Source organism: Rhodopila sp., from assembly GCF_965277825.1.
Taxonomy (GTDB): domain Bacteria; phylum Pseudomonadota; class Alphaproteobacteria; order Acetobacterales; family Acetobacteraceae; genus Rhodopila.
Window position 1 is genome coordinate 1,319,445 of sequence record NZ_OZ255846.1, and the last position, 21,735, is coordinate 1,341,179.

24 protein-coding genes are annotated in these 21,735 nt (G+C 63.1%); 11 read left to right on the forward strand and 13 right to left on the reverse strand.

Annotation, left to right across the window (positions count from 1 at the left end):
* Nucleotides 1-8 precede the first annotated feature (8 nt).
* From ACQY4T_RS06705 to ACQY4T_RS06730, 6 genes are all read right to left on the reverse strand, one after another.
* On the reverse strand, nt 9-902 hold the full coding sequence (locus tag ACQY4T_RS06705) for a pyruvate, water dikinase regulatory protein (protein WP_428539157.1): 894 nt from the start codon (nt 900-902) through the stop codon (nt 9-11).
* 334 nt (nt 903-1,236) lie between these two features.
* Nucleotides 1,237-1,920 (reverse strand): ABC transporter ATP-binding protein, encoded by a 684-nt coding sequence (locus ACQY4T_RS06710; RefSeq protein ID WP_428539159.1) that lies wholly within the window; start codon nt 1,918-1,920, stop codon nt 1,237-1,239.
* Between the two features lie 37 nt (nt 1,921-1,957).
* Nucleotides 1,958-2,686 (reverse strand): ABC transporter ATP-binding protein, encoded by a 729-nt coding sequence (locus tag ACQY4T_RS06715; protein ID WP_428539161.1) that lies wholly within the window; start codon nt 2,684-2,686, stop codon nt 1,958-1,960.
* A complete protein-coding gene (locus ACQY4T_RS06720; RefSeq protein WP_428539163.1) occupies nt 2,683-3,612 on the reverse strand; it encodes a branched-chain amino acid ABC transporter permease in 930 nt (309 codons plus the stop codon). The genes ACQY4T_RS06715 and ACQY4T_RS06720 overlap by 4 nt, the downstream gene beginning before the upstream one ends.
* On the reverse strand, nt 3,612-4,490 hold the full coding sequence (locus tag ACQY4T_RS06725) for a branched-chain amino acid ABC transporter permease (RefSeq protein WP_428539165.1): 879 nt from the start codon (nt 4,488-4,490) through the stop codon (nt 3,612-3,614). The genes ACQY4T_RS06720 and ACQY4T_RS06725 overlap by 1 nt, the downstream gene beginning before the upstream one ends.
* A gap of 36 nt (nt 4,491-4,526) precedes the next feature.
* Nucleotides 4,527-5,792 (reverse strand): amino acid ABC transporter substrate-binding protein, encoded by a 1,266-nt coding sequence (locus ACQY4T_RS06730; RefSeq protein ID WP_428539167.1) that lies wholly within the window; start codon nt 5,790-5,792, stop codon nt 4,527-4,529.
* A 312-nt stretch (nt 5,793-6,104) separates the two neighbouring features.
* Between ACQY4T_RS06730 and ACQY4T_RS06735 the strand changes: the two genes are divergently transcribed.
* Nucleotides 6,105-7,007 (forward strand): dioxygenase, encoded by a 903-nt coding sequence (locus tag ACQY4T_RS06735; RefSeq protein WP_428539169.1) that lies wholly within the window; start codon nt 6,105-6,107, stop codon nt 7,005-7,007.
* On the forward strand, nt 7,007-7,795 hold the full coding sequence (locus ACQY4T_RS06740) for a cyclase family protein (protein WP_428539171.1): 789 nt from the start codon (nt 7,007-7,009) through the stop codon (nt 7,793-7,795). The genes ACQY4T_RS06735 and ACQY4T_RS06740 overlap by 1 nt, the downstream gene beginning before the upstream one ends.
* Nucleotides 7,796-7,887: 92 nt before the next feature.
* On the opposite strand, the gene ACQY4T_RS06745 is transcribed toward ACQY4T_RS06740, so the two are convergent.
* Nucleotides 7,888-8,862: a D-2-hydroxyacid dehydrogenase gene (locus ACQY4T_RS06745; protein WP_428539173.1), complete on the reverse strand. Its 975-nt coding sequence runs from the start codon at nt 8,860-8,862 to the stop codon at nt 7,888-7,890.
* 296 nt (nt 8,863-9,158) lie between these two features.
* Between ACQY4T_RS06745 and ACQY4T_RS06750 the strand changes: the two genes are divergently transcribed.
* The 7 genes from ACQY4T_RS06750 to ACQY4T_RS06780 all read left to right on the forward strand — a co-directional run bounded on the left by ACQY4T_RS06750 (nt 9,159) and on the right by ACQY4T_RS06780 (nt 13,986).
* Nucleotides 9,159-9,530, forward strand: coding sequence for a hypothetical protein (locus ACQY4T_RS06750; protein WP_428539175.1), 372 nt, complete (start codon nt 9,159-9,161; stop codon nt 9,528-9,530).
* A 57-nt stretch (nt 9,531-9,587) separates the two neighbouring features.
* Entirely contained in the window at nt 9,588-9,953 is a 366-nt protein-coding gene (locus ACQY4T_RS06755; RefSeq protein ID WP_428539177.1) for an ArsR/SmtB family transcription factor, read from the forward strand.
* Nucleotides 9,954-9,955: 2 nt separating this feature from the next.
* A complete protein-coding gene (locus ACQY4T_RS06760) occupies nt 9,956-10,405 on the forward strand; it encodes an SRPBCC family protein (RefSeq protein ID WP_428539179.1) in 450 nt (149 codons plus the stop codon).
* Between the two features lie 84 nt (nt 10,406-10,489).
* Nucleotides 10,490-11,137 carry a glutathione S-transferase family protein gene (locus ACQY4T_RS06765; protein ID WP_428539181.1) on the forward strand — a complete coding sequence of 216 codons (648 nt, stop codon included), beginning with the start codon at nt 10,490-10,492 and terminating at the stop codon, nt 11,135-11,137.
* A gap of 130 nt (nt 11,138-11,267) precedes the next feature.
* The gene (locus ACQY4T_RS06770; protein WP_428539183.1) at nt 11,268-11,765 is read left to right on the forward strand and encodes a VOC family protein; all 498 of its coding nucleotides are present in this window, start codon (nt 11,268-11,270) and stop codon (nt 11,763-11,765) included.
* Nucleotides 11,762-12,421 (forward strand): glutathione S-transferase family protein, encoded by a 660-nt coding sequence (locus tag ACQY4T_RS06775; protein WP_428539185.1) that lies wholly within the window; start codon nt 11,762-11,764, stop codon nt 12,419-12,421. Before ACQY4T_RS06770 ends, ACQY4T_RS06775 begins: the two co-directional genes overlap by 4 nt.
* 248 nt (nt 12,422-12,669) lie before the next feature.
* Nucleotides 12,670-13,986: an NtaA/DmoA family FMN-dependent monooxygenase gene (locus tag ACQY4T_RS06780; RefSeq protein WP_428539187.1), complete on the forward strand. Its 1,317-nt coding sequence runs from the start codon at nt 12,670-12,672 to the stop codon at nt 13,984-13,986.
* A 33-nt stretch (nt 13,987-14,019) separates the two neighbouring features.
* Here ACQY4T_RS06780 and ACQY4T_RS06785 read toward each other — a convergent pair whose 3' ends face one another.
* From ACQY4T_RS06785 to glk, 4 genes are all read right to left on the reverse strand, one after another.
* Nucleotides 14,020-15,243, reverse strand: a complete 1,224-nt coding sequence (locus tag ACQY4T_RS06785; RefSeq protein ID WP_428539189.1) for a flavin-dependent oxidoreductase — start codon at nt 15,241-15,243, stop codon at nt 14,020-14,022.
* Between the two features lie 18 nt (nt 15,244-15,261).
* Nucleotides 15,262-15,702, reverse strand: coding sequence for a cupin domain-containing protein (locus tag ACQY4T_RS06790; protein ID WP_428539191.1), 441 nt, complete (start codon nt 15,700-15,702; stop codon nt 15,262-15,264).
* A 138-nt stretch (nt 15,703-15,840) separates the two neighbouring features.
* The gene (locus ACQY4T_RS06795) at nt 15,841-16,530 is read right to left on the reverse strand and encodes a class I SAM-dependent methyltransferase (RefSeq protein WP_428539193.1); all 690 of its coding nucleotides are present in this window, start codon (nt 16,528-16,530) and stop codon (nt 15,841-15,843) included.
* Nucleotides 16,531-16,542: 12 nt separating this feature from the next.
* Entirely contained in the window at nt 16,543-17,595 is a 1,053-nt protein-coding gene (glk, locus tag ACQY4T_RS06800) for a glucokinase (protein WP_428539195.1), read from the reverse strand.
* Between the two features lie 239 nt (nt 17,596-17,834).
* On the opposite strand from glk, the gene ACQY4T_RS06805 reads away from it, so the two are divergent.
* A complete protein-coding gene (locus ACQY4T_RS06805; protein ID WP_428539197.1) occupies nt 17,835-19,154 on the forward strand; it encodes a tyrosine-type recombinase/integrase in 1,320 nt (439 codons plus the stop codon).
* An 11-nt stretch (nt 19,155-19,165) separates the two neighbouring features.
* Here the strand turns inward: ACQY4T_RS06805 and ACQY4T_RS06810 are convergent, their stop codons facing one another.
* On the reverse strand, nt 19,166-19,708 hold the full coding sequence (locus ACQY4T_RS06810) for a hypothetical protein (RefSeq protein ID WP_428539199.1): 543 nt from the start codon (nt 19,706-19,708) through the stop codon (nt 19,166-19,168).
* Nucleotides 19,709-20,551: 843 nt separating this feature from the next.
* A complete protein-coding gene (locus ACQY4T_RS06815; RefSeq protein ID WP_428539201.1) occupies nt 20,552-21,031 on the reverse strand; it encodes a hypothetical protein in 480 nt (159 codons plus the stop codon).
* A 92-nt stretch (nt 21,032-21,123) separates the two neighbouring features.
* Here ACQY4T_RS06815 and ACQY4T_RS06820 point away from each other — a divergent pair, with 92 nt between their 5' ends.
* On the forward strand, nt 21,124-21,708 hold the full coding sequence (locus tag ACQY4T_RS06820; RefSeq protein WP_428539203.1) for a recombinase family protein: 585 nt from the start codon (nt 21,124-21,126) through the stop codon (nt 21,706-21,708).
* Nucleotides 21,709-21,735: the final 27 nt, after the last annotated feature.

The window sequence follows — 21,735 nt, forward strand, 5'->3', positions numbered from 1 at the left end:
CGAACGGTTCAGGGGCCGGATCGCGGGGGTGACCTGACCTCCGCCTTGGGCTTGCGGTTGTGCCAAGCTTCCATCAACTGCAGCACCGTCGCCGCGGTCTCTTCGATAGAACGGCGGGTCACGTCGATCGTCGGCCAGCCATGGCTGTTACAGAACCGTCTGGCCCATAGCAGTTCGGACCGCACCGCGTCCTCATCGACGTATTCCGAGGCGTCGGCGCGGATCGGTCCGGTCTGGCTGCCGGCACCGATCAGACGCAGCCGGTGGCGGCGGATGTCGATCAGCGCCTCGGGCGCCAGGGTCAGGCCGATCACCGGGCATCTGATCTCTTCCAGCCCCGGCGGGATCGGCAGGTTGGGGACCAGCGGCACATTGGCCGCCTTGATGCCGCGATTGGCCAGATAGAAGCAGGTCGGTGTCTTCGAGCTGCGCGATACGCCGACCAGGACCACGTCGGCGCCGGCCAGCCCGGGCTGCGCCTGGCCGTCGTCATGCGCCAGCACATAATGCATCGCATCGATGCGGGAAAAGTAATCCGCGTTGAGCACGTATTGGCGCCCGGGCCGCGCCTCGGCCTTCTGGCCGATGACATCCTGCAGGGCTTCGATCACCGGATCGAGGACGTTGACAACCTTGACGTTCAAGCGCCCGCAGGTGGTGTCGAGTTCAAGCCGCAGGGCACGGTCGATCAGGGTGGACAGCACCGGACCGGGTTCGGCCTCGATGCCTTCCAGCACGCGGTGAAGCTGGAAGCGGGTGCGGATCAGGCTCCAGCGGTGATGGATGATCTGCGCCGGTTCGAACTGAACGGTGGTGGCGCGGGCGATGGCATTCAGGGTCTCCCCGGTGGCATCCGACACCAGGTGCAGGTTGATACGCTGTGCTTCAGGAGAGGTGTCCATGGTTCAACCATACAGGGCCGGCGAGCAAGCGGCGAGCGCTATCCAGGATATTGCGCCGGGTTGCCCGCCGAGCCGGGTCGATCCGTAGCGGGCCGGAGTTGTAGCGGGCGGGGCCGCTTGGGCGGCGCTTGGTTTGGCGCGGAGGACGGCTGGCTCGAAGATAACATCAAATATTTGTTAATGTTTTGGGGTCGGGTGGTGCGGTCGAATGGCCGGGGAACGCCGAGATGGGTTTCGGCGGGCTCGGTCGTTTGGACGATCGACTGTAAGTTGCTCAGGCGGAGATGACAACGCGGCGGATTAGTATGTGCGTAGTGTTTCTTGTAGCTCATGACTATGCACCCAGATAAAACTTGCGGATCAGGTCGTTGTCGCTCAGCTCATAGTTTGATCGGCCTGCAAATTCGATGCGACCATGCACTAATATATAGCCGCGGTCGGCGATGCGGATGGCTTGGCTGAAATTCTGCTCCGCCATCAAGACCGCGAGCTGGAAGCTGTCCTTCAGTTCCTTGATCTTGTCGATCGTCCGCGCCACCAACAGGGGCGCCAGTCCAACCGATGGCTCATCGATCAGCAGCAAACGCGGTGCTGACATCAATGCGCGGCCGAGCGCGAGCATCTGTTGCTCGCCACCGCTCATGGACCCGGCGAGTTGTCTGCGTCGTTCGGCCAGACGAGGAAACAGCTCGAAGCAGAACGCCAGGTTTTGCTGGGCCGCGGAGCGCGCCTTCTTGCGGAACGAACCCATCAAGAGGTTCTCGTTGACCGTCAGCCGCGGGAACAAGTGGCGCCCTTCGGGCACAAAGCCGATGCCGAGATCAACGATCGCCTCGGTGGACATCCCGATCAATTCATGCCGGGTTCCATCGATCTCGGCGGCGATAGATCCCGCGGACGGACGGACCATTCCCATCACGCATTTCATCAGGGTGGATTTGCCATTCCCATTGGTGCCCAACAGCGCCACGATCTCACTTTCCGCGACGGACAGGGAAATGCCGTGCAAAATCTTCACCACGCCATATCCTGCATCCAGACCATCGATCGAGAGACTAGCTGCCAAGGTAAGCCGCCACGACGTCGGGCTGGCGTATTACATGGTTCGGCTCGCCGTCAGCGATTTTTCGTCCTGCCACCAAGACGATCAAGCGCTGCGAAAAGGCAAGCACCGCACGCATGATGTGTTCGATCATCATGATGGTGACACCGCGAGCGTTAAGTTTCATCAGCAGGGCAAGGATTTCGTCCACCTCCTGGTGGGACAGTCCGGCCATCGCCTCGTCAGCGATCAGTAGTGTCGGTTCGGAGGCCATCGCCCGCGCCAGTTCGAGCTTTCGCAATTCAATCTGAGTGAGCTCCCCGGGTCTGCGGTCAGCCTTGGCCAACAAGCCGACCATGTCGAGCAGTTCCTCGCATCGTTGGCTTGACCGGAGCGCGGCGCGAGTCGCTTTGCTTCCGGCATAAAGGCTTGGGACAAGCACGTTCTCGGCTAGGGTCATCGTTGGGAAAGGCCGGGGTAACTGAAAGCTGCGTGCCAAGCCCAGCCTGGTCCTTTTATGGGCCGGAAAGCCGCTCAGTTCGACGCCGCGGAAGACAATCTGTCCAGTATCGTGCCGTAGCGTGCCGCACAGGCAGTTCACCAGCGTGGTCTTGCCGGAACCGTTTGGTCCGATCAGTCCAACACGTTCACCTTCGGCAATCTGAAGTTCCACATCCGAAAGAGCGACAAAACCGCCAAACCTTTTTTTCAATCCCTGGACCGTCAGCAATGCTTCGCTCATCGCCCGAACCAACCTAAGATACCGCGAGGCGCAGCGACCACGAATGCCACGAGTAACAAACCTACCAGCAGGAGGGACAATGCCGATGATATTGTGACCACGGCAATCTGCTCCATCACGGCGATCAGAATGGCGCCTATGACGGGGCCGGCCCATGACCCCATTCCGCCGATCAGTGGCATGGCAATCGTATTGACAGCGTAGCTCAGGCTGAAGCCCGACGCGGGATCAATATACGTTACATAATATGGCAACGGCGCGCCCGCCATTCCCATCAAACCGCCCGACAACACCGTCGCGATGAGCTTCAATCGCAGCGTTGGCACCCCGGACGCTTCGGCCGCCAATTCGTCATCGCGAATCGCGGAGAAGCCATATCCCAATCGGGAATGCTCTATGGCCCGTGCAACCGTAACCGACGCCGCGGCCAATATAAGCATGACTATAAACAAATATTGGATGTAATCGCCGCCAAGGATCGGAGAGTGGGTAGGTCGAATGATGTAGGCGCCCCGCGATCCTCCAACGAAATCCCAGTTGGTGATCAGGGTTTGCGCCACGATTGCCATTGCCAGCGTTGCAATCGAGAAAAATGCTCCGCGCAATCGGAGCGTCAAGTAACCCATGGCCAGACCTATGACACCCGAAACCAGCCCGCCCGCCAGCATCATTGCCGGCAATGGCAACAGGGGCATGATTTTGTGCAACATTACGGTCGTGTAGGCACCGAGAGCAAAGAAACCGGCGGTGCCAAAGTTCACGTAACCAGTGTAACCACCAAGGATGTTCCAAGCGGTTGCCAGCGCGATGTATTGCAGCACGACGTATCCAGCAAAAAACACGTAAGCATTGTTGATTTGTTTAACAAATCCAAAGGTCAGCGCGGCCACCACCAAGGCAAGGAGGAGAAACCGAGCATTTTGCACTAGGAGCGTCCAAACAGGCCCGCCGGCCTGATCGCGAGTGTCATGAGCAGGAAGCCAAAAGCCACGGCAGGCGACCAGGATGGCCCGTAAAAGGTTGAGGTCAGGCTTTCCATGATACCCAATATCATCGCCGCCACCACTGTTCCCCCGAAACTCCCAAGACCTCCCATCACGGAGATCGCAAAAATTCGGCCAATGTAGTCGCGAGCGATTGAGGGCTCCACTGGCTGAATTATGATCAGGGTGGCGCCGGCGATCGACGCAGTGGCGATCGAAAGACCAAAGGCAATCCGCTTGATCCGGCCTGGATGCGCCCCCATGAGGCGCAACGCCATTGGATCCTGGGCAACCGCCTGCACCGCTCGACCCAGGAAGGTATAAGACATGAACAATTGCAGCGCGCCAATAAGCGCCCATGACACCAGAAACGGAACGACTAGCCGCAGCGGCAGATCAATGGCACCGAGGTGCAGGCTTGGTCCGATATACGGCGCAACCACCAGCCGGTAATCCACGCCGAACGTCAACACCAAACCAACTTCAATGAGGAATAGGATCCCGAAAAAGAACGCCAAACCGCGAATCGCGGCGTCACCTCTTCGTTCAAAAGCGACGTCATAAACCCAGTAAATGGCCACTCCTAAAAGGTAGAATGGAGGCAACAGAACAATACTTGATAAGATCGGGTCAAAGCCAAACACATTATTGGCGATGAACGCTGTATAGGAACCCAGGACGATAAACCCGGGATGTGCAATGTTGACAACGTCCAGCATACCGAAAGAGATCGAGATCCCGATTGTGACGGCTGCGTAGAAGCCGCCCAGGAGGATTCCGGACACGACGGCGTTGCTTAGGAGGTCGAAAGGAATGTCCATCGCTTCTATTGCATTCGACGCGGGAGGCGCACGGCATCATTTCTTAGCTTCGCTGTAGGGATAGATCAGCGAGCCATTTTTCATTGCTTCAGGGTAGAGCACGACCTCCACTTTTGGGTCCTTGAACTGTTCGACGTCGTTGCTTTTGACGTTCTGGAATTGGACCTCCAGGACGCGGGCCTCGGTCCACTCGCCGTTCGGGCCGAAGGTGATTTCGCCCGCGACGGTGTGGAACGTGTGAGACCTGATGTAGTCGGCCATCTTCTGCTGATCGAGGCTGCCGACACCCTCGACCGCTTGCTGCAGCACCTGCATATCCGCGTAGGCGAAGGGCGGCAGATAGAAGCCCAGCAGATCGACGCCGGCGGCCTGCGACTTGGCCTGATAGCGCTTCAGGAAGTCGAGCGCCTGAGGCGTGGCATAGCTGCTGAACGGCAGCCAGAAGTCGTAGTCGGTGATGCCGTTCAACAGCGGGCCCAACTGGGTCTTGATGGCGGTCGACTGCAAGCCGACCATGCCGCCGCCGAACAGTTTGGTTTTCAAGCCGATTTCGCTGGCCGCCCGGACGATGCCAACGGTGTCAGGCGGATAGGAGGCGACGAACACAAGGTCGGGGCTGGCCGCCTGGATCCCGCGCACGATCGGGGTGTAGTCGTTCATGGTCGGCGGGTAGGTCCGGTCGTAAACGATCTTCAGACCGGCCTGCTTGGCCAGCTCGCGCGCGCCGTCGCTGGCGTTGCGGGCGAACTCGGCGTCGGCGGCGACGATCGCCAGCGTTGCCGGCTTCGGGTTCTGCGCCATGGCCACCGCGAAGAAGCCCTTGGAGAAGCTTTGCTTCGGATGCGGGCCGCCGGTCGGACTGATGGAAAAGTAGTTCGGGTAGTTGAACTCGGTGTTCGCGGCGAGCGCGAGCAGGCCGAGGAAGGTCCGGTTGTGCTGCATGATGACCGGCATCGCCGGGGCGACCATGTTGGTGGCGTAGCCGCTGACCACGAGATCGACTTTGTCCACGTCGAGCAGCTTGGTGTAGATGCCCGGCACGTTGGCCGGATTCGACTGATCATCGTAGTACACCAGCTTGACCGGCCGGCCGAGCAGGCCGCCTTTGGCGTTGGTCTCTTGTTCCCAGATCTGCATCGCCAGTAGCGCCGCCCTGCCGTTCGGCGCCAGGCCTCCGGTCAGTGCCATGCCGAAACCGATGGTGATTGGAGCGGCGGCGCGGGCGTTTGGCATGGCGGCGAGAAGCAGGCCGGCTGCGAGCAAGGCGCCTGGCCAAAATCTCCGGCTGGAGCGTCTCGGCATGATTATGTTTCCTCCCGCTTGATTCTGGCAATTTCTCGACAGGCGTGACACGCTGGAATTGGCGCCGCATTGGGCTTCAGGCCTCGACGATCATGCTTTGGCCTGGAGGCTATATGGCACCGGGGCCGACGGGAAGAGTGGTGGGGCTTGCGGGCAGGTTGTAGGCTGCGTGATGTGGTCCGGCGGTCGAGCCTGCAGGCTATCGCCCGGCTGGGTGGGTCATGACCGGCTGGGACCGGCGCCGAGGTCCACATTGGGGCCGACGCGATGGTGCGGTATAGTGGTCCGGCAAACCCTCGGGAGGCCTAAACCATGCAGAACCTGGACGAATTCACCGTTACCGATGAAACGCTGCGCCAGATGGCGGGCACCGCCAACCCGCGGCTGAAGCAGATCGGCGAGGCGGCGGTCAAGCACATGCACGCGTTCGCCCGAGAGGTGAATCTGACGCCCGAGGAATGGCTGCTGGGGATCCAGTTCCTGACCGAGGTCGGTCAGAAATGCTCGCCGCTGCGCCAGGAGTTCATCCTGCTGTCGGACGTGCTGGGATTGAGTGCGGTGGTCAATGCGCTGCACGACAAGAAGGCGCGCGAACTGGGTTCGCAAAGCTCGCTGCTGGGTCCGTTCTATCGCGAAGGCGTTGCGGTGATGCCGATGGGCAGCCAGATCGTCGAGCAGCCCACCGCCGAGGAAATCGTTGTCTGGGGCAAGGTCACCGACAACGATGGCGCTGCGCTGGCCAACGCGCTGATCCAGATCTGGCAGACCAGCGAACGCGGGCTTTACGATCTGCAAGAGCGCAACGGCGAGTCGATGGACATGCGCGGCAACTTCCTGACTGGCCAGGACGGTGCCTACCACTTCCGTTCGGTGCGGCCGCTGGGCTACTCGATTCCGATGGATGGACCGGTCGGCGAGATGGTGATGATGCAGCATCGTCACGGCATGCGCCCATCGCACATCCATTGCCTGATCGGCGCCGAGGGCTACCGGGAACTGGTGACCGCGCTGTATTTCGGCGATGACCCGAATATCGATTCCGACACCGTGTTCGGTGTGTCGCGGTCGCTGGTGGTGGAGGCGCGCGAGGACCCGGCCTCGCCGGTGCCCGGGCTTCGTTCGGTACACTACGATTTCCGCCTGGCCAAGGCGGCGGCTGGTGACAGCGGCCGGGTCGGCGCCGACCCCACCAAGATGATGAAGGCCGCCGAATAATGCCGCGCCGGATCCTCGACATCTCGTCGCCGCTGAAAGCGGGGATACGCAGCGATCCGCCGCATATGCTGCCGAAGATCGAATACATGGACCACCACCAGACCGCCCCGGCGATGGCCGAGTATATGGGGGTCCGGATCGATCAGTTGCCCGACGGCGAATACGCGGCGGTCGAGACGGCGACGATCAGCACTCACAACGGCACGCACATGGATGCGCCGTATCACTTCTTTTCCAGCATGAATCATGCGCTGAAGCCGGGCGGGGAACCATCGTGGCGGATCGACGACGTGCCGCTGGACTGGTGTTTCCAACGCGGCGTGAAGCTGGACTTCCGCCACCTGCCGGACGGCTATGTCGCCACCGCGGGGGACGTGGAGGCCGAGCTGAAGCGCATCGGTCACGAAATCCGGCCGCTTGATATCGTGGTGGTGAATACTGCGGCTGGGGCGCGCTATGGCGAGGACGATTTCGTCGATACCGGTTGCGGCATGGGCAAGGCGGCGACGCTATGGCTGACCGAACGGGGCGTACGCGTGGTCGGCACCGATGCCTGGAGCTGGGACGCGCCATTTTCGTTCACTCGGGACAGGGTAAGGGCTACCGGCGACGTCGGCCTGATCTGGGAGGGTCATCGCGCCGGGCGGGAGATCGGCTACTTCCAGATGGAAAAGCTCGGCAACCTGGCGACGTTGCCGCCACACGGATTCGATATCGTGTGTTTCCCGGTGAAGGTCCACCGCGCCTCGGCCGGCTGGACCCGCGCCGTGGCGGTGTTCAACGACTGATCCGAGTATCGCGCATCATGGCAGCGCGATACTCGGTCTTGGTTTGAGGTTGCCGATCCACGCGGCGACTCGCCGCCGCTGGCGCGCGCGGTTCAGAACCAGTTGGTTTTGTCGACGATATTGCGGAGCGGGCGGCCTTCGGCGAAGGCCTTGCAGTTGTCCTGGATGATCTGAAACCGCCGGTCGTTCAGATGCGGGCCGTAGCCGGCCATATGAGGGGTCAGCAGCACGTTGGGCATGACCCACAGCGGATGCCCGGGCGGCAGCGGCTCCTGCTCATAGACGTCAAGCGCGGCGCCGGCGATGTGCCTGGCTTCGAGCGCCGCAACCAGGTCGTCGAGCCTGGTCGTCTTGCCGCGTCCGATGTTGATGAAGAACGCGGTCGGCTTCATCAGGCGGAATTTCGTCCGATCGAACAAGCCCTCGGTTGCGGGCGTGTGGGGCACCGTCAGGATGACGAAGTCGGCGCGCGGCAACAGGGCGTCCAGGTCCTGGGGTTGGTGAAGTTCGGCCACATGTTCCGGCCGATCGGTGCGGCGCGCATCTACCGCAATAACCTTGACGCCGAACGCCGACAGCAAGCGCGCGGTCTCGCCGCCGATACCGCCCAGGCCGACGATCAAGGCGACCGAACCGGGAAGCGGGACGACGCCCTGGTCCTCGGGCGGTTTTGCCCAGACGCGGCGGAGCTGTTGGGGGATGAAGACGTGCAGGCCGCGGGCGAAGGCGAGCACGAAGGCGAGGATATGGGCGCTGATGTGGTCATTGTAGATCTCTCGGAAGTTGGTCACGGTCACTGCGCGCGCCACCAGTTCGGGGTAATAGTAGCCGGCGGGCGGGGCGGCCTGCGGCGCCTGCAGCCAGCGCAGCCGCTGGGCCTTGGCCAAAAGTTCCGGCGGCAGCGTGCCGAAGGCGGCATCGGCGGATGGGATCGCCGCGGCGGCAGCTTCCTGGTCCTCGGCGAGCACCAGGTTCATGTCGGGTACGGACCGTGCCAGCCGGTCGGCCCATTGACGGGTAATCGCGGTCTGCGGCGGCAGCATAAGGAAGCTGAAGGTGTTGCTCATGGGTTGGCTCCGCGGCTTGGGTGGTCCACCGGCCGATGGTCGGGCTTAGACTCACGGCACCGGCGACCGGTGGGTTATCGCAGCAATTCGAAAGCGCCGCCGGACGCGGCGACCTGTCGCTCGATAACAACCGACGGGCCCACGCCGACGCTGCTGCGCCACTGACTGTGATTGAGCGACAACCCGGATCGTCATAGGCTTCGGTTCACATTCCCGGATGCTGTCTCCCGATCGTCTCGGGGACGTGACCGGGGTCTGAGATGGACCGAAGAATCGAACGGCGAAGGATGGATTGGATGCCAAGACGGCTGATCACTTCACTCGCGGCGGCCAGCTTGATCTTTGGCTACCAGATCCTGGCGCGGGCGGCTCCTCCGCCCGGCGCCGATCCGGATCTGGCTCCCTGGTTCCGCAGCCTGCACCTGCCGAATACCAATCAATCCTGTTGCGACCAGGCGGATTGCAGGACGGTGCAATACCGCATCATGAACGGTCACTTCCAGGCCTTCATCGGCGGCGAGTTCGCCCGCTGGCAAAACCCGCCGTTCGCCTGGGTCGATGTTCCGGACAACAGCGTGCTGCACCGGCACGACAATCCCACCGGTGAGGGCGTGGCCTGCTGGGCAGGCATGCGGATCATCTGTTTCGTGGAAGGAACCGGGGCCTAAGGGTTACGGTCGCGCGGGTCGTTGACAGGAGCATTGGCCGGCACAACACTTCGCCACATGGTGAAGTTTCAAGGATCGCAACTCGACCGGACATTCGCGGCACTCTGTGACCCGACGCGCCGGGCGATCCTGGCGCGTCTGGAACAGGAGGGCACGGTGTCGATCGGCGAACTCGCGCGGCCCTTCGCGATCAAGCTCCCGGCGGTCATGAAGCATCTCGACGTGCTGGGCACCGCGGGGCTGATAACCCGATCGAAGCACGGCCGCACCGTCGCCGTGCGGCTGGTGACCGGCCCGATGGAGGAGGCGACGACCTGGCTGCGCCGGTATGAACGCTTCTGGTCGGCACGCCTCGACCGGCTCGCTGCCTATGCCGAGGCCGAGCAGGCGAAGGCCGACTTGGCGAGGACCGAGGAGAGTTGACCATGACGAGCCTGACCCTGGTACGGCGGATCGCGGCGCACCCGTCGATCGTGTTCGACGCCCTGACCACGCCTGACGGCATCGCCTGCTGGTGGGGGCCGGACGCCGGGCCGGTGCTGCTTGCCGAAACCGATGTCCGCGTGGGTGGCCGCTTCCGGGTGCGGTTCCGGATGATCGACGATACTGAGCATGAGAGCAGCGGCAGGTATATCGAAGTCGTCAGGCCCAGCCGTCTGGTCATGAGCTGGCGCTGGAGCCACGGCGGCGACGCTGAGGAAGCAGGCGAAGTGTCGCGTGTCGAGATCGACCTACGGCCGGTCGACATGGGCTGCGAGCTTACCTTCACCCATTCGCGTCTGCGGACGGAAGCGTCGCGGGCCAGCCACGAGCAGGGCTGGAACGGCGCGCTGGACAAGCTGGCGCGGCATTTTGCCGGCGCGGTTCCGGGCTGACCGTGCAGCCTGGAAGTCGTGAAACGAGTGCCGAATGGCGCAGCGCCTTGCGCGCTGCGTGGAAACACACACCGGGAGAGTGAGATGATTCCGACCATCACCACTTTTGGCTGGGTTCCTGAGTTTGCCCGCGGCTTTGTCCGCGACCTGCGCCCGCGCTGGGCGTTCGAGGAAGTCGGCCAGTGCTACAGGGTCGACTTGATCAGCGATTCGAAGAGTCCCGAACATCGCCGCTTGCAGCCATTCGGCCAGGTGCCGACCTACCGCGACGACGAGGTGGCGATTTTCGAGTCGGGCGCGATCGTGCTGCGCATCGCCGAACGCGCCGGCAAACTGATCCCGGTGGCAACCGCCCCGCGCATGCGGGCGCTGCAATGGCTGGCGGCGGCGCTCAGCTCCGTCGAGCCGTACGTGATGGCACTTGCGGTCAACGACATATTCGAGGCGGATCGTGAATGGTCCAAAGCGCGCCACGCCAAGGTGGTTGACGACCTGAAGACGCGGCTTACCGATCTCGAGGCCGCGCTGGGCGACAATGTCTGGCTGGATGGGGATGAATTCACCGTTGGCGACCTGATGATGGTCTCGGTGCTGGGCGAGCTGCGCGGCAGCGCCGAACTCGCCTACTTCACGCGACTGGCGGCCTATATCGGTCGGGGGGAAAGCCGGCCCGCGTTCACGAAGGCGATTGCCGACCACATGGCGACCTTCGAGGCGCCCGCGGCAAGCTGATTTGGGTTCGGCCAAAGTGAAAAGGGGAAGCAATGATGACGTATTTCCAGGGCTGCGTGATCACGGCCAGCGCGATGCTTGCCGGCTTCGCGCCGATCCCAGACACCGACCACGCATAGGGAGCTTCGAGATGGCCCCGAAGAAGATCGCGACCTGCCTATGGTTCGGCCATGGTCAGGCTGCCAAAGCGGCGGAATTCTACGCCGCCACGTTTCCCGACAGCGCCGTGCACGCCCGCCATCCGGCGCCCTCGGACTATCCGGACGGCAAGCAGGGTGACGAGTTGACCGTCGAGTTCACCGTGCTGGGCATGCCGTTCCTCGGGCTGAACGGCGGCCCGCAGTTCAAGTTCAACGAGGCGGTCAGTTTCCAGGTCTATACCGAGAGCCAGCAGGAAACCGATCGTTACTGGCACGCGATCGTTAGCAACGGCGGCACGGAATCGCAATGTGGCTGGTGCAAGGACAAGTTCGGCCTGTCCTGGCAGATCGTTCCACGTGCGCTGATGAACGCTGTCACCGATCCCGACCGGGCTGCGGCGAAGCGCGCGATGGAGGCAATGATGGGCATGACGCGGATCGACATCGCCGCGATCGAGCGGGCGCGGGCCGGGAGCGCGGGTGCGTGAGCCTGCAGCTCTTCGGCCACAAGTTTTCGTCCTACACGATGAAGGCGCTGATCGCGCTGTATGAGAATCAGACGCCGTTCGAGTTCCGGATGCTCGGTCCGGATCACCCGGAAAATACGGCGGAGCTGGCCCGGCGCTGGCCGGTCGGCAGGTTCCCGCTGCTGGTCGATGGCGGGACGACGGTGGTCGAGACCAGTGCGATTATCGAGCATCTCGCGGCGTTTCATGCCGGCCCGGTGGCGCTAATCCCGTCCGACGCGAAGCGAGCGGCGCCGGTACGGATGCTCGATCGTGTGTTCGACAGCCATGTGATGGGCCCGGTGCAGGCGATCGTGTTCGATGCGCGCCGTCCCGAAGATGTGCGGGACCGTTACAGCGTCAGCCAGGCGCGAACTTCGCTCGATACGATCTATGCCTGGCTTGACCATGCCCTGGCGGGGCGCCGATGGGCGGACGGTGAGGCGTTCACGCTGGCCGATGCGGCGGCTGCGCCCGCGCTGTTCTATGCCGACTGGGTGCAGCCGATCGGCGAGGATCACCCCACGCTGAGGGCTTACCGCGCCCGTCTGCTGGCGCGCCCTTCGTTTGCCCGCTATATCGAGGACGCGCGTCCCTATCGGCGGTTCTTCCCGCTGGGCGCGCCTGATCGGGATTGAAACAAGCCCGCGGTGCGCGGGGAGGTGCTGACGAGCGCGGTTGTCGGCCCGGGTCGAGAACGGTCTGGCGCCGGCGCGCCCGTGAGCTGATCCGTTGACCGGCGCGGCTGTCGTGACGGGCGTATCGACGAACGCGCCTGGCTGGCACCCCCCTGCTTGGGTCGGCGCCGAGCCGGACTGACACCCGGGATTGCGGTTGGGCACGCGGCTTGCTTGCATTTCGCCGAACCCATCGGCGGAGGCGATCGATGTCGCGAAAACCATTCCATCTTGCCTGGTTCCTGCAGGGTTCCAGCGTTCAGGCCTGGGGCGAGCCATGGACCGGCCATATCGGCACCAGTTGGCAACAGCCGGAGTTGTTCCTGGACCTGGCGCGCAGCCTGGAACGTGCCTGTTTCGACTACATCCTGCTGGAGGATTCATCCTATGTCGGCGAGAGTTTTGGCGGTTCGACCGAACTCTACCTGAAGCACGGAATCGCGGTGCCGCGACAGGATCCGTCGGTGGTTGCAGCGCTGATGACCCAAGTGACGTCGCGCATCGGCATCGTGCCGACGTTCGGCACCTTTGCCTATCCTCCGTATCTGTTGGCCAGGCTGGTGGCTACGCTGGATCAGGTTTCGGCCGGGCGGATCGGCTGGAACATGGTGACGGGCAGTTCGGACTTCGCGGCGATGAACTTTGGCCTGAACGGGATGCCGGAGCACGACCTGCGCTACGACATGGCCGACGAATATATCGACGTGGTGCAGCGGCTCTGGTCGTCATGGCAGCCGGGCGCGATCGTTGCTGACCGGGCATCGGGCACGCTGGTCGATGCCGGCAAGGTCCATGCGGTGAATTACGAAGGGAAATTCTACAAGACCCGAGGCCCGCTGAACTCGGGCCCGGCGCCGCAGGGACGTCCGGTGATCGCTCAGGCCGGCGGGTCGCCGCGCGGGCGCGGTTTCGCCGCGCTGCACGCCGACACCATCGTCGCTCATCCGAAGGGTATCGAGGGGATGAAAACCTACCGCAACGATGTCCGTGCCCGGATGGCGGCGTATGGCCGCGATCCGGATCAGTGCAAGGTGCTGTTCATGGTCGCCCCGATCATCGGCGAGACCGCGGCCGACGCCCTTGAGCGAAAGCGCATCCGCGAGGCTAGGGCGGCGGCGCAGATTCCGCAGCGACTGGCCTTCCTGGGCAAGCTGATGAACATTGATTTCGGCGGGATGGACCTCGATAAGCCGATCGATGAGGAGCTGAGCACCAACGGTCATCAGCAGACCCTGGACCAGTTCAAGAAGATGGCCGCCGGGCGGACGCTGCGCCAGGCGATGAGCGAGCACAACGTCACGGCACTGTCGGTCGAATTGATCGGCACGCCGGCGTCGGTGGCGGCCAGGATGGGGGAAGTGATGGACGAAGTCGGCGGCGACGGCTTCCTGTTCTCGATGCCCAATGTCAGCCGGCGGCTCTTGGCCGAGATCGAGGACGGTCTGGTGCCGGCGCTGCAGGATCGCGGCCTGGTCCGTTCGGCCTACGGACACCAGCAATTCCGCGCCAACCTGCTGGAGTTTTGATACAAGACGCCGCGGCGGCCGGTTTGACCTTGGTCAGCGCGCGACACTGAAGCCGGCCAGTTGGGCATAGCCTTTGACGATGCCGGTGAGTTCGGCCTCGGTCGCCACATCCTCGACGCGGGTGAAGCCAAGTGGGGCGCGGGTCGCGACCAGATCGATGACCCGTTCGGGGCCGCCGGTGCGGTTGGATTGGACGATGGAAGCGGTCGCCGGCAGCCGGTCGGCCTGATAGGCGGCCAGTGCCTCGGTCACCGGGAGGCGGCCCAGCAGGTCGGCCAGGCAGCGTGCATCCAGGATCGCCTGAGACGCACCGTTCGATCCGACGGGATACATCGGGTGGGCGGCGTCGCCGAGCAGGCTGACCCGGGCTTGGGTCCACCACGGCAGCGGGTCGCGGTCGCACATCGGATACTCGAAGATTTCCCCGGTCTGGCGGATCATGCGGCCGACATCGATGAACGGCAGATGCAGCCTTTCCGCCAGATGCTGGAACGACCCGTAATCGCCGAGGCGCGACCAGTTCTCCCGCCGCGGCGGCGGCTGGCCGGCCTCGGCGACCTTGGCGTAGATCACCCAGTTGGTCAGCCTGGTGTCGGCGGTGTTGCCTGGCGCGATCGGGTAGAGCACCAGTTTGGCGACCGCGTCGCCGGCGATCACCATGCTGTCCCCGGCGTCGAATGTCGGCCACTCCACGGCGCCGCGCCACATCTGGATGCCGTTCCAGCGAATGCCGGGGTCGTTGGGATGGAGGCTGGCACGCAGGGTGGAGTGGATGCCGTCGGCACCGATCAGTGCATCCCCCGTTATGTCACGCTGGCTGCCATCTGGCTGCTGGAACCGCGCCACCACGCCATCGGCGTGTTGCGTGTAGCCCACCAGCCGTTGTCCCGAGCATAGCGCGCCGGGGCCGAGCCGTTCGGTGGCGGCCTGCCACAGCATGGCGTGCAGGCGGCCGCGATGGACCGAAAACTGCGGCACGTCGTGGCCGGCGAACAGCCCGCGCGGCTCCGACCAGATCTGCTGTCCCAGGTGGTTGCTGTAGGTCAGTTGCCGGGTGCGGATGGCGATCTGGTCGAGTTGCGGCAGCAGGCCGAGGGCGGCGAGTTCACGGACCGAATGCGGCAGCGCGTTGATGCCGACGCCCATCGGCTTCAGCTCCGCCGCGGCTTCGTTGACCTGGCAGTCGAGGCCCCTCTGGTGCAGCATCAGGGCCAGGGTCAGGCCGCCGATGCCGCCGCCGGCGATGATGATCTGCATGGTCCCGGCTTTCTTGCTTCAGGCCGGGGGCGGCAGGAAATGGACGTTGTACTGCGCGGCGATGCGCACCACCTCGGCCGGATCGGCGACCCGATCGAGGTTCACGAACAGGTCGTATAGCCGGCGCGCCGGCGCCACCCAGAACAGCGCCCTGGCGTCGGTGGTGCCGCGGTTGAAGATGCCGTGTTTGGATCCCATCGGCATGCGCACCAGGTCGCCGGGGCTGGCCTTCAGTTCCTCGCCTTCTAGCCAGAGGTCGAAGTCGCCCTGCAGCACGCGGATGAATTCGTCCTGGTCGGGATGGAAATGCGGCGGCACGAAGGTTCCGGGCGGGAACAGCGTGTCGAAGGCGAACGACGCTTCGGACAACTGCACCGGCTTATAGGTCTGGCCGAGGATGTCCCAAACCACATTGTCGAGGCTGTCGCCGGATCGGGTGATGCCTTGTTGAATGGGCATGGGCTCCCTCCCGCGCTGTCTCCCTGCCAAATGCAAGGAAGGTGGCGTTGTCGCGACTATCGGGCGGCAAAGTCAATGGAGCTGCGCTGGCCGAGTCCACTGGTACGGCGATGTGGGGCGCCGTTCGCAGCGGCCGGCCTATGGGGGCAAGCTCAGAATCGCGGTGGCCTGGCCAAGTGCCCCAGGTCCGGTGTCGGTGGAAGCATCGATGAAGCTGTCGATTTTCAATCCGAGATGCGTTGCCCAGGATGCGATCACGTTGCGCTCTATGAATTGGTTGAGCGGCGGGTTTCCGCCTGCGCGCTGTGTCTGAACCGTGTGTTGGAATATCGGCCAATGCGCCGGTTCGGCAAATTCCAGGAAAGAAAACACGATGCGGCCGCCGGGCCGGACCGCCCGTTGCATCTGTTCCAGGTAGCTGAAACTTTCATGGTGTAGCAGATGGGTGAAGACGCTGAACGCGCAGGCGATATCAATGGACCCGGACGGGACGGGGATGGTCAGTTCGCGGTTCAGGACGAAGCGGAATCCCCGTCGGCATTTCGTTGCTGCATAGTCAAGAAGCGACCGCACCACGTCGGTTCCCGTGTATTCAACAACCATGCCGCTGTCGCTCAGCGCCATCGCGAGCCGTCCGCTGCCGCATCCGAGGTCGAACACGGCAGCGGACGAGGTAAGCCCGGCGTGTTTTAGGATGCCGAGCTCGATTGCACCGATCAGTTCGAAATGACCGCCGACGGCAAGAGACATTGCTTCGTCGATAGGATGGGCCGCGATCAGCGCTGCGACGTGACGCTCATAATCCTCGACAAAATGAAACTCAGCCATGCGGATCAGCGATCATCGATGAGATCGCTTTTTCTGGTGCGAGGGCGGTGCGGTTTGTGAGCTTGGCGTGGCTCGTTCCAGGGCGCTGATTTGATCCAGACCGAACAGCGCCGTGCCAAGCAGAGCCGCCTGGTTGGTGATCACCTTGACCGGCACTTTGCCAAGCAACTCGGCGAAGCGGCCTTTATTGGCGAAAGCCTGCATGAAGCGGCCGCCACTCAGGTGGGACAGTATCCGCGGCGGTATGCCGCCACCGAGATAGATGCCTCCGGTCGCCAGGACTTTCAGCGCCAGGTTGCCGGCTTCGGCGCCAAGGATGGCAACGAAAAGATCGACCGTCGCAGCGCAGAGCGGGTCGGGGGGATGTCGCAACGCCGCCTGCATGATGATCGGCGTGCGATCAGCGGCCGCGGACAAGGTCGCCGCCAGCAGGGCCGATTCCGGTGCGTGGCCGGTCTCGCGCAGGAATTCGTATATATTTGGCAGCCCGCTGCCGGAACAAACCCGCTCGTAGGCGACATGGCCGTGGCGATCGGCGACATGGCGCCACAGCGCGGCCTGGGTCGCGTCGGCCGGGCCGAAGTCGCCATGACCACCCTCGGAGGAACAGGCGATGTATTTGCCGCCGTCCCAAATCAGGAAAGCTTCGCCCAATCCGGTTCCCGGGGCGATCACCGCGATGGGAGCCTGTCGGTCCTCCTGGCCCTGGTTGATGACGTGGACGTCCTCGGGCAGCAGATGCGGCACGGCGTAGGCCACCGCCTTGAGGTCGTTCAGCAGGGTCACGCGTTTCAGGCCGAGTGACTGCTGCATTTCGGCTTCGTCGAGCACCCAGGGCAGGTTGGTGAGACGGGCGTGCCCGTCGATCACCGGACCGGCGACGTCGAAGCAGGCGGCTTCGGCTGGTCGGTCGGTTTGTTTGATGAAGGCGCGGACGACGTCGTCGAGGGTTTTGTAGTCGGCGCTGTGGAACTCGGCCTGGGCGATCGGCTTTCGGGGTCCGGCTTTCGGGTCGTAGAGCGCCAGCAATGTCTTGGTGCCACCGATATCACCGGCGATCAGCATCCGACTGTTCCCTGGTTATCTCGCTGGCTTGGGCGGCGTAGCAGCCGTTTTCTTTCGCCGAGTTTTGTTCCGCGGTCAACGGTGGGTGGTTGGCGTCCCGTAGGGGATCGGACCGATAACGCACCTATCCCACCCTGAAAACCCCAGAAATGGCGCAGTTTCCGGCCTTATTTTGAGTTGCAGAACGATCGACATTGGTGGAGAACCTTGGTGGAAAACCTTCGCCAAGGCAACAGCCCATGCCGATCGAACTGCGTTACCGCACCTATTTCGCCTATCTCGATGTGCCTGTGGACGTGCGGGCGAAGCTGGGGCGGCGGGTATTCCGGCAGACGCTCAAGACCGACAGTCCCTCAATCGCCGGGCGACGGGCCGCTCCGATAGTCGCCCAATGGCTAGCTGCAATCGCCGCAGCAAGGAACCAGCCAAACTCGAATGACGCTAAGTTCTGGCGCGATGCCCTACGCGCGGCAAAGAGCGAGGAACAGCGCACCCTGGTCCTGGAACATATCGAGGCAGCGGCTTGGGAAGTCGGCGTCGTCCACGTCGATCAGGTGGGAGATCCGCCTTCAGCCCACCCCGAGGCGCAACGCTTCTACGCCGAAGCCACTGGGGCGCGGGTGCCGACCACGGAACACTTGGCAGAGTGGCTTGGGTCGCTTCAGATCAAGGACAAGACCGCCGCCATGCGTAAGGCCGCCATCGAGCGCCTGGGGGGCCGTTTTCCTATGGTGCATGACGTGGCTCGCCCCGATGTCCGCCGGTGGGTTACGGCGCTCCTGGAGGGCATGAAGCCGGCGACGGCGCAGCGCATCATCTCGGACTGCCGGGGGTATTGGCGCTATCTCGCGACGATTGAGGTGGTGCCGGAGGACAGCACACCATTCGATCATCTCGGGCTGAAAGCGAAGCGGGTGTCGTGGCAGCAATTCGGGCCGGCTGACGTGGTGAGGCTGCTTGCGGGCGCAGTGGCTCGGGGTGATGGCCTGCTTGCCGATCTGATCCGTCTCGGCATGTATTCCGGCGCGCGCCGGGAGGAGCTTTGCGCGCTGAAGGTTTCGAACGTCGCGACCGATCGCTTCACCATAACAGCGGCCAAAACCGTGGCCGGGGTGCGCAGGGTGCCGATCCACCCCGACTTGCGGGAGACGATGGCCCGACTGGTGGAGGCGTCAAAGGACGGGTTTGTGCTGTCTGGCCTGAAGCCGAACCGGAACGATGACCGCGGCGATGCGCTGGGCAAGCGGTTCACCCGGCTGAAGCAGGACCTGGGGTTCGACGGGTTGCACGTCTTCCACTCCCTACGCGGAACCGTCGTGACAATGCTGGAACACGCTGGCGTGCCGGAAGGCACGGTCCAGGAAATCGTTGGCCATGAGCGTTCAACGCTGACAGGCAACACCTACAGCGGAAAGTCCACCTTCGAGATGCGCCGCGACGCGCTCGCCAAGCTGGCCTATCCGCCGCTGGTCTCGGGCGCCGCTGTAGATGGGGCTGCGGCCGTTTCGTCGCCGGTGCCGTGCGGGCGATCGACGGCGCCATCGAGGGCTTCACGCTGAAGGTTTGGGCGCTAGTGCCCTAACAAATGCAGCAATGCCATGATAAGACTGACTAAAACTGTAACGGCAATGATGACTTTATTAAGCTCACTGACTACATTGACTGCGCTCTTCGCTACAGGCTTTACGATCTGCTCGACCAGAGACAGAAACTCCTTAATTTGCTTAAGCCGCTCGGCTGACGATCGCAACGACAGCGGGGCGGGCTGGTCCAAACTAATCAACTCCCGCACCGTTTTGCACTCGTATTCAAGCGTTCCGATGGCCTCTTCGATGCGCGGAAAATCATATGGATGATTTTTATGGCCGCCCAGGAAGTTGCCGTGGCGGCCGCTGCGGATTTCCTTCTCTAGCAGGGGCTGAAGGGCACGGATCGTGCGAGTTTGATGCTCGGAGTTTGCCAGCAAATCATCGACCAAACGATTGATCTCCTGCCGGCCAGCCGTCGCCTCATCGGGATACCGACCGTGGACAACCACTCCTTCGACGGCCATGCCGCTAAGGCCCGTAAGTATCCCTGTCGCGGTATCCGGTGCCCAGGCATGGGGCACCATTTGCCCTCGCATTAGCCCAGTTGTCCCCAAAGGCTGACCCATGACCGCAATCCCTGGCGCCTGTTCCTCCGGCCTCTGTTCCGTCGGGGCTTTCTTCCGGGTGTTGCGGGGCCTCGGGGCTGCCGGCTCCGTGGGTTGTTTGGTTGTTCTAGGCGGTTTCCCCATGACCAGCTTCCGGGTGTGATGTGGCGTAGTGGCCAAAGTCGCACACCCATAGCCGTCGGCGCCACCCGCCATGACTGGTGCAGTCAAGCGGCGGCAATGCGGACGCTCCGATACCGTAACGACTTCCCATTAGGGCAAATCGGCCGCGTGTGTCAGTCGTGGACCACAATCTCGCAACCGGGCGCCACCCCCCGAAGTCAACTCCCAAAACCACCCCGCCCCATCGACCATCCGCACACGGGCACCGCGAAGCACGGCCGGCCGAGGATGGGCAACGACCATCCGCAACCTTGCCGCGACCATCCGCATTGCAGCAGGGCCAACGTCAGCAACGGCCGCGATCTATTGATTATCAATGACTTGACAGTGATTACCGCCCCCGTCGAACACGGCCAATATAGAGATGGCACCCGCGACAGAGCGACCGTCATCCGCCATGCGATCGAATGCGACAAGCTTCAATTCCAGTGCCGTTGCGTGACATAGGTCTGCGTCCGACGGCGGCGAAAATCAGCAACAGGTTCGTCCCAGCTTGGCCATCGGTTCCGCGAATATCAGCCGCAACCGGGCACCGGCCGGACCATAGCTCCAGCGCCGCGAACCGTGGCCAGACTGGGGATGGATGCTTCGCGGCACCGTGGCTCCAGCACTGCCGTAGTGAAGCGAAGGCGCGCGCGATCATGCGCCAAAGGTGAAGATAAACGCCTGACCGCCCAGCGTGCCGTGGCCAGTGCCGTGCCGTCCGGTTGAGACGAACGTGAATGGTCCGGAGCGGCCATCGCTGCACCGGAATGTGCCTGAGCCTTCCCGCGCGCTGACGTAGACGAAATCTCCGGAGCAGGATGCGCCCAGACTGGAGACCACGGACAGCTTGCCACTACCATCCATGTATCCCGTCGCCGAACCCGTGAAGGTCTCGCTCGCAGCTTGCACCTGCCCTTGCACTGGCACGGTCATGCTGCACGCGGTCAGGCCGAGAGCTAGGACGCACAAGGCTGACAGCCGCACCAGGGATGCTCCAATTTGGTCCTGATCCGAACCTATCTCGAATGGCAACGGCCAAGCAAGCGGCTCCAGCCGCATCGCGACAACGCGCATCACCAGCGAATTCACGAAACTGTGATACCCTTCAACAGACGTACATTCCAAGGTTGGCACAAAAGCTTCCTTTCCCGTCCTAATGAAATTGTCCTTGCGCTTTGGGACGGATTGTCCTACAGGGTTCAGGCGCCATAGGACAGGAGGTTGCCATGATTGTAGGATATGCCCGCACCAGCACGACAGACCAGAAGGCCGGCCTTGCCGCTCAGGAGCGTGATCTAAAGGAAGCTGGAGCCGAGCGGATGTTCAGCGAGCAAGTCTCCAGCGTGGCGCAGCGTGGCGCCTTGGATAGCTGCCTCGGGTTCCTCCGATCGGGCGATGCGTTGATGGTGACAAAGCCAGATCGGCTGGCACGATCCACGGCAGAACTGTTGTCCATCGAAGCCGACCTCACAAAGCGCGGGATTGGGCTGGTGATCCTGAGCATGGGCGGCGAACGATTGGACACCCGCAACCCGACCTCCAAGCTGATGCTGACCATCCTTGCCGGTGTGGCAACCTGGGAGCGTGAGATCATGCTGGAACGCCAGCGCGAGGGTATCGCCAAGGCCAAAGCCGAGGGCAAATACAAGGGCCGCAACCCGACAGTGGCAGTGCAAGCCGACCGTATCCGATCGATGCACGCTGCCGGCATAGGTCCGGCTGCAATCGCCAAGGAATTAGGCGTGGCACGCTCAGGCGTCTATCGGATGCTGGGGTCGAAGGATGCCACTGGGGAAGCCGACGCCGCTTGACCTAATCGACCGCGAACGAAGGCCGCT

Bases quoted from the DNA above. Each gene is read 5' to 3' on its own strand.
- ACQY4T_RS06705 (WP_428539157.1), bottom strand. From the start codon at position 902: ATGGACACCTCTCCTGAAGCACAGCGTATCAACCTGCACCTGGTGTCG.
- ACQY4T_RS06715 (WP_428539161.1), bottom strand. From the start codon at position 2,686: ATGAGCGAAGCATTGCTGACGGTCCAGGGATTGAAAAAAAGGTTTGGC.
- ACQY4T_RS06725 (WP_428539165.1), bottom strand. From the start codon at position 4,490: ATGGACATTCCTTTCGACCTCCTAAGCAACGCCGTCGTGTCCGGAATC.
- ACQY4T_RS06730 (WP_428539167.1), bottom strand. From the start codon at position 5,792: ATGCCGAGACGCTCCAGCCGGAGATTTTGGCCAGGCGCCTTGCTCGCA.
- ACQY4T_RS06735 (WP_428539169.1), top strand. From the start codon at position 6,105: ATGCAGAACCTGGACGAATTCACCGTTACCGATGAAACGCTGCGCCAG.
- ACQY4T_RS06740 (WP_428539171.1), top strand. From the start codon at position 7,007: ATGCCGCGCCGGATCCTCGACATCTCGTCGCCGCTGAAAGCGGGGATA.
- ACQY4T_RS06745 (WP_428539173.1), bottom strand. From the start codon at position 8,862: ATGAGCAACACCTTCAGCTTCCTTATGCTGCCGCCGCAGACCGCGATT.
- ACQY4T_RS06750 (WP_428539175.1), top strand. From the start codon at position 9,159: ATGCCAAGACGGCTGATCACTTCACTCGCGGCGGCCAGCTTGATCTTT.
- ACQY4T_RS06755 (WP_428539177.1), top strand. From the start codon at position 9,588: ATGGTGAAGTTTCAAGGATCGCAACTCGACCGGACATTCGCGGCACTC.
- ACQY4T_RS06760 (WP_428539179.1), top strand. From the start codon at position 9,956: ATGACGAGCCTGACCCTGGTACGGCGGATCGCGGCGCACCCGTCGATC.
- ACQY4T_RS06765 (WP_428539181.1), top strand. From the start codon at position 10,490: ATGATTCCGACCATCACCACTTTTGGCTGGGTTCCTGAGTTTGCCCGC.
- ACQY4T_RS06770 (WP_428539183.1), top strand. From the start codon at position 11,268: ATGGCCCCGAAGAAGATCGCGACCTGCCTATGGTTCGGCCATGGTCAG.
- ACQY4T_RS06780 (WP_428539187.1), top strand. From the start codon at position 12,670: ATGTCGCGAAAACCATTCCATCTTGCCTGGTTCCTGCAGGGTTCCAGC.
- ACQY4T_RS06785 (WP_428539189.1), bottom strand. From the start codon at position 15,243: ATGCAGATCATCATCGCCGGCGGCGGCATCGGCGGCCTGACCCTGGCC.
- ACQY4T_RS06790 (WP_428539191.1), bottom strand. From the start codon at position 15,702: ATGCCCATTCAACAAGGCATCACCCGATCCGGCGACAGCCTCGACAAT.
- ACQY4T_RS06795 (WP_428539193.1), bottom strand. From the start codon at position 16,530: ATGGCTGAGTTTCATTTTGTCGAGGATTATGAGCGTCACGTCGCAGCG.
- glk (WP_428539195.1), bottom strand. From the start codon at position 17,595: ATGCTGATCGCCGGTGATATCGGTGGCACCAAGACATTGCTGGCGCTC.
- ACQY4T_RS06805 (WP_428539197.1), top strand. From the start codon at position 17,835: ATGCCGATCGAACTGCGTTACCGCACCTATTTCGCCTATCTCGATGTG.
- ACQY4T_RS06810 (WP_428539199.1), bottom strand. From the start codon at position 19,708: ATGGTGCCCCATGCCTGGGCACCGGATACCGCGACAGGGATACTTACG.
- ACQY4T_RS06820 (WP_428539203.1), top strand. From the start codon at position 21,124: ATGATTGTAGGATATGCCCGCACCAGCACGACAGACCAGAAGGCCGGC.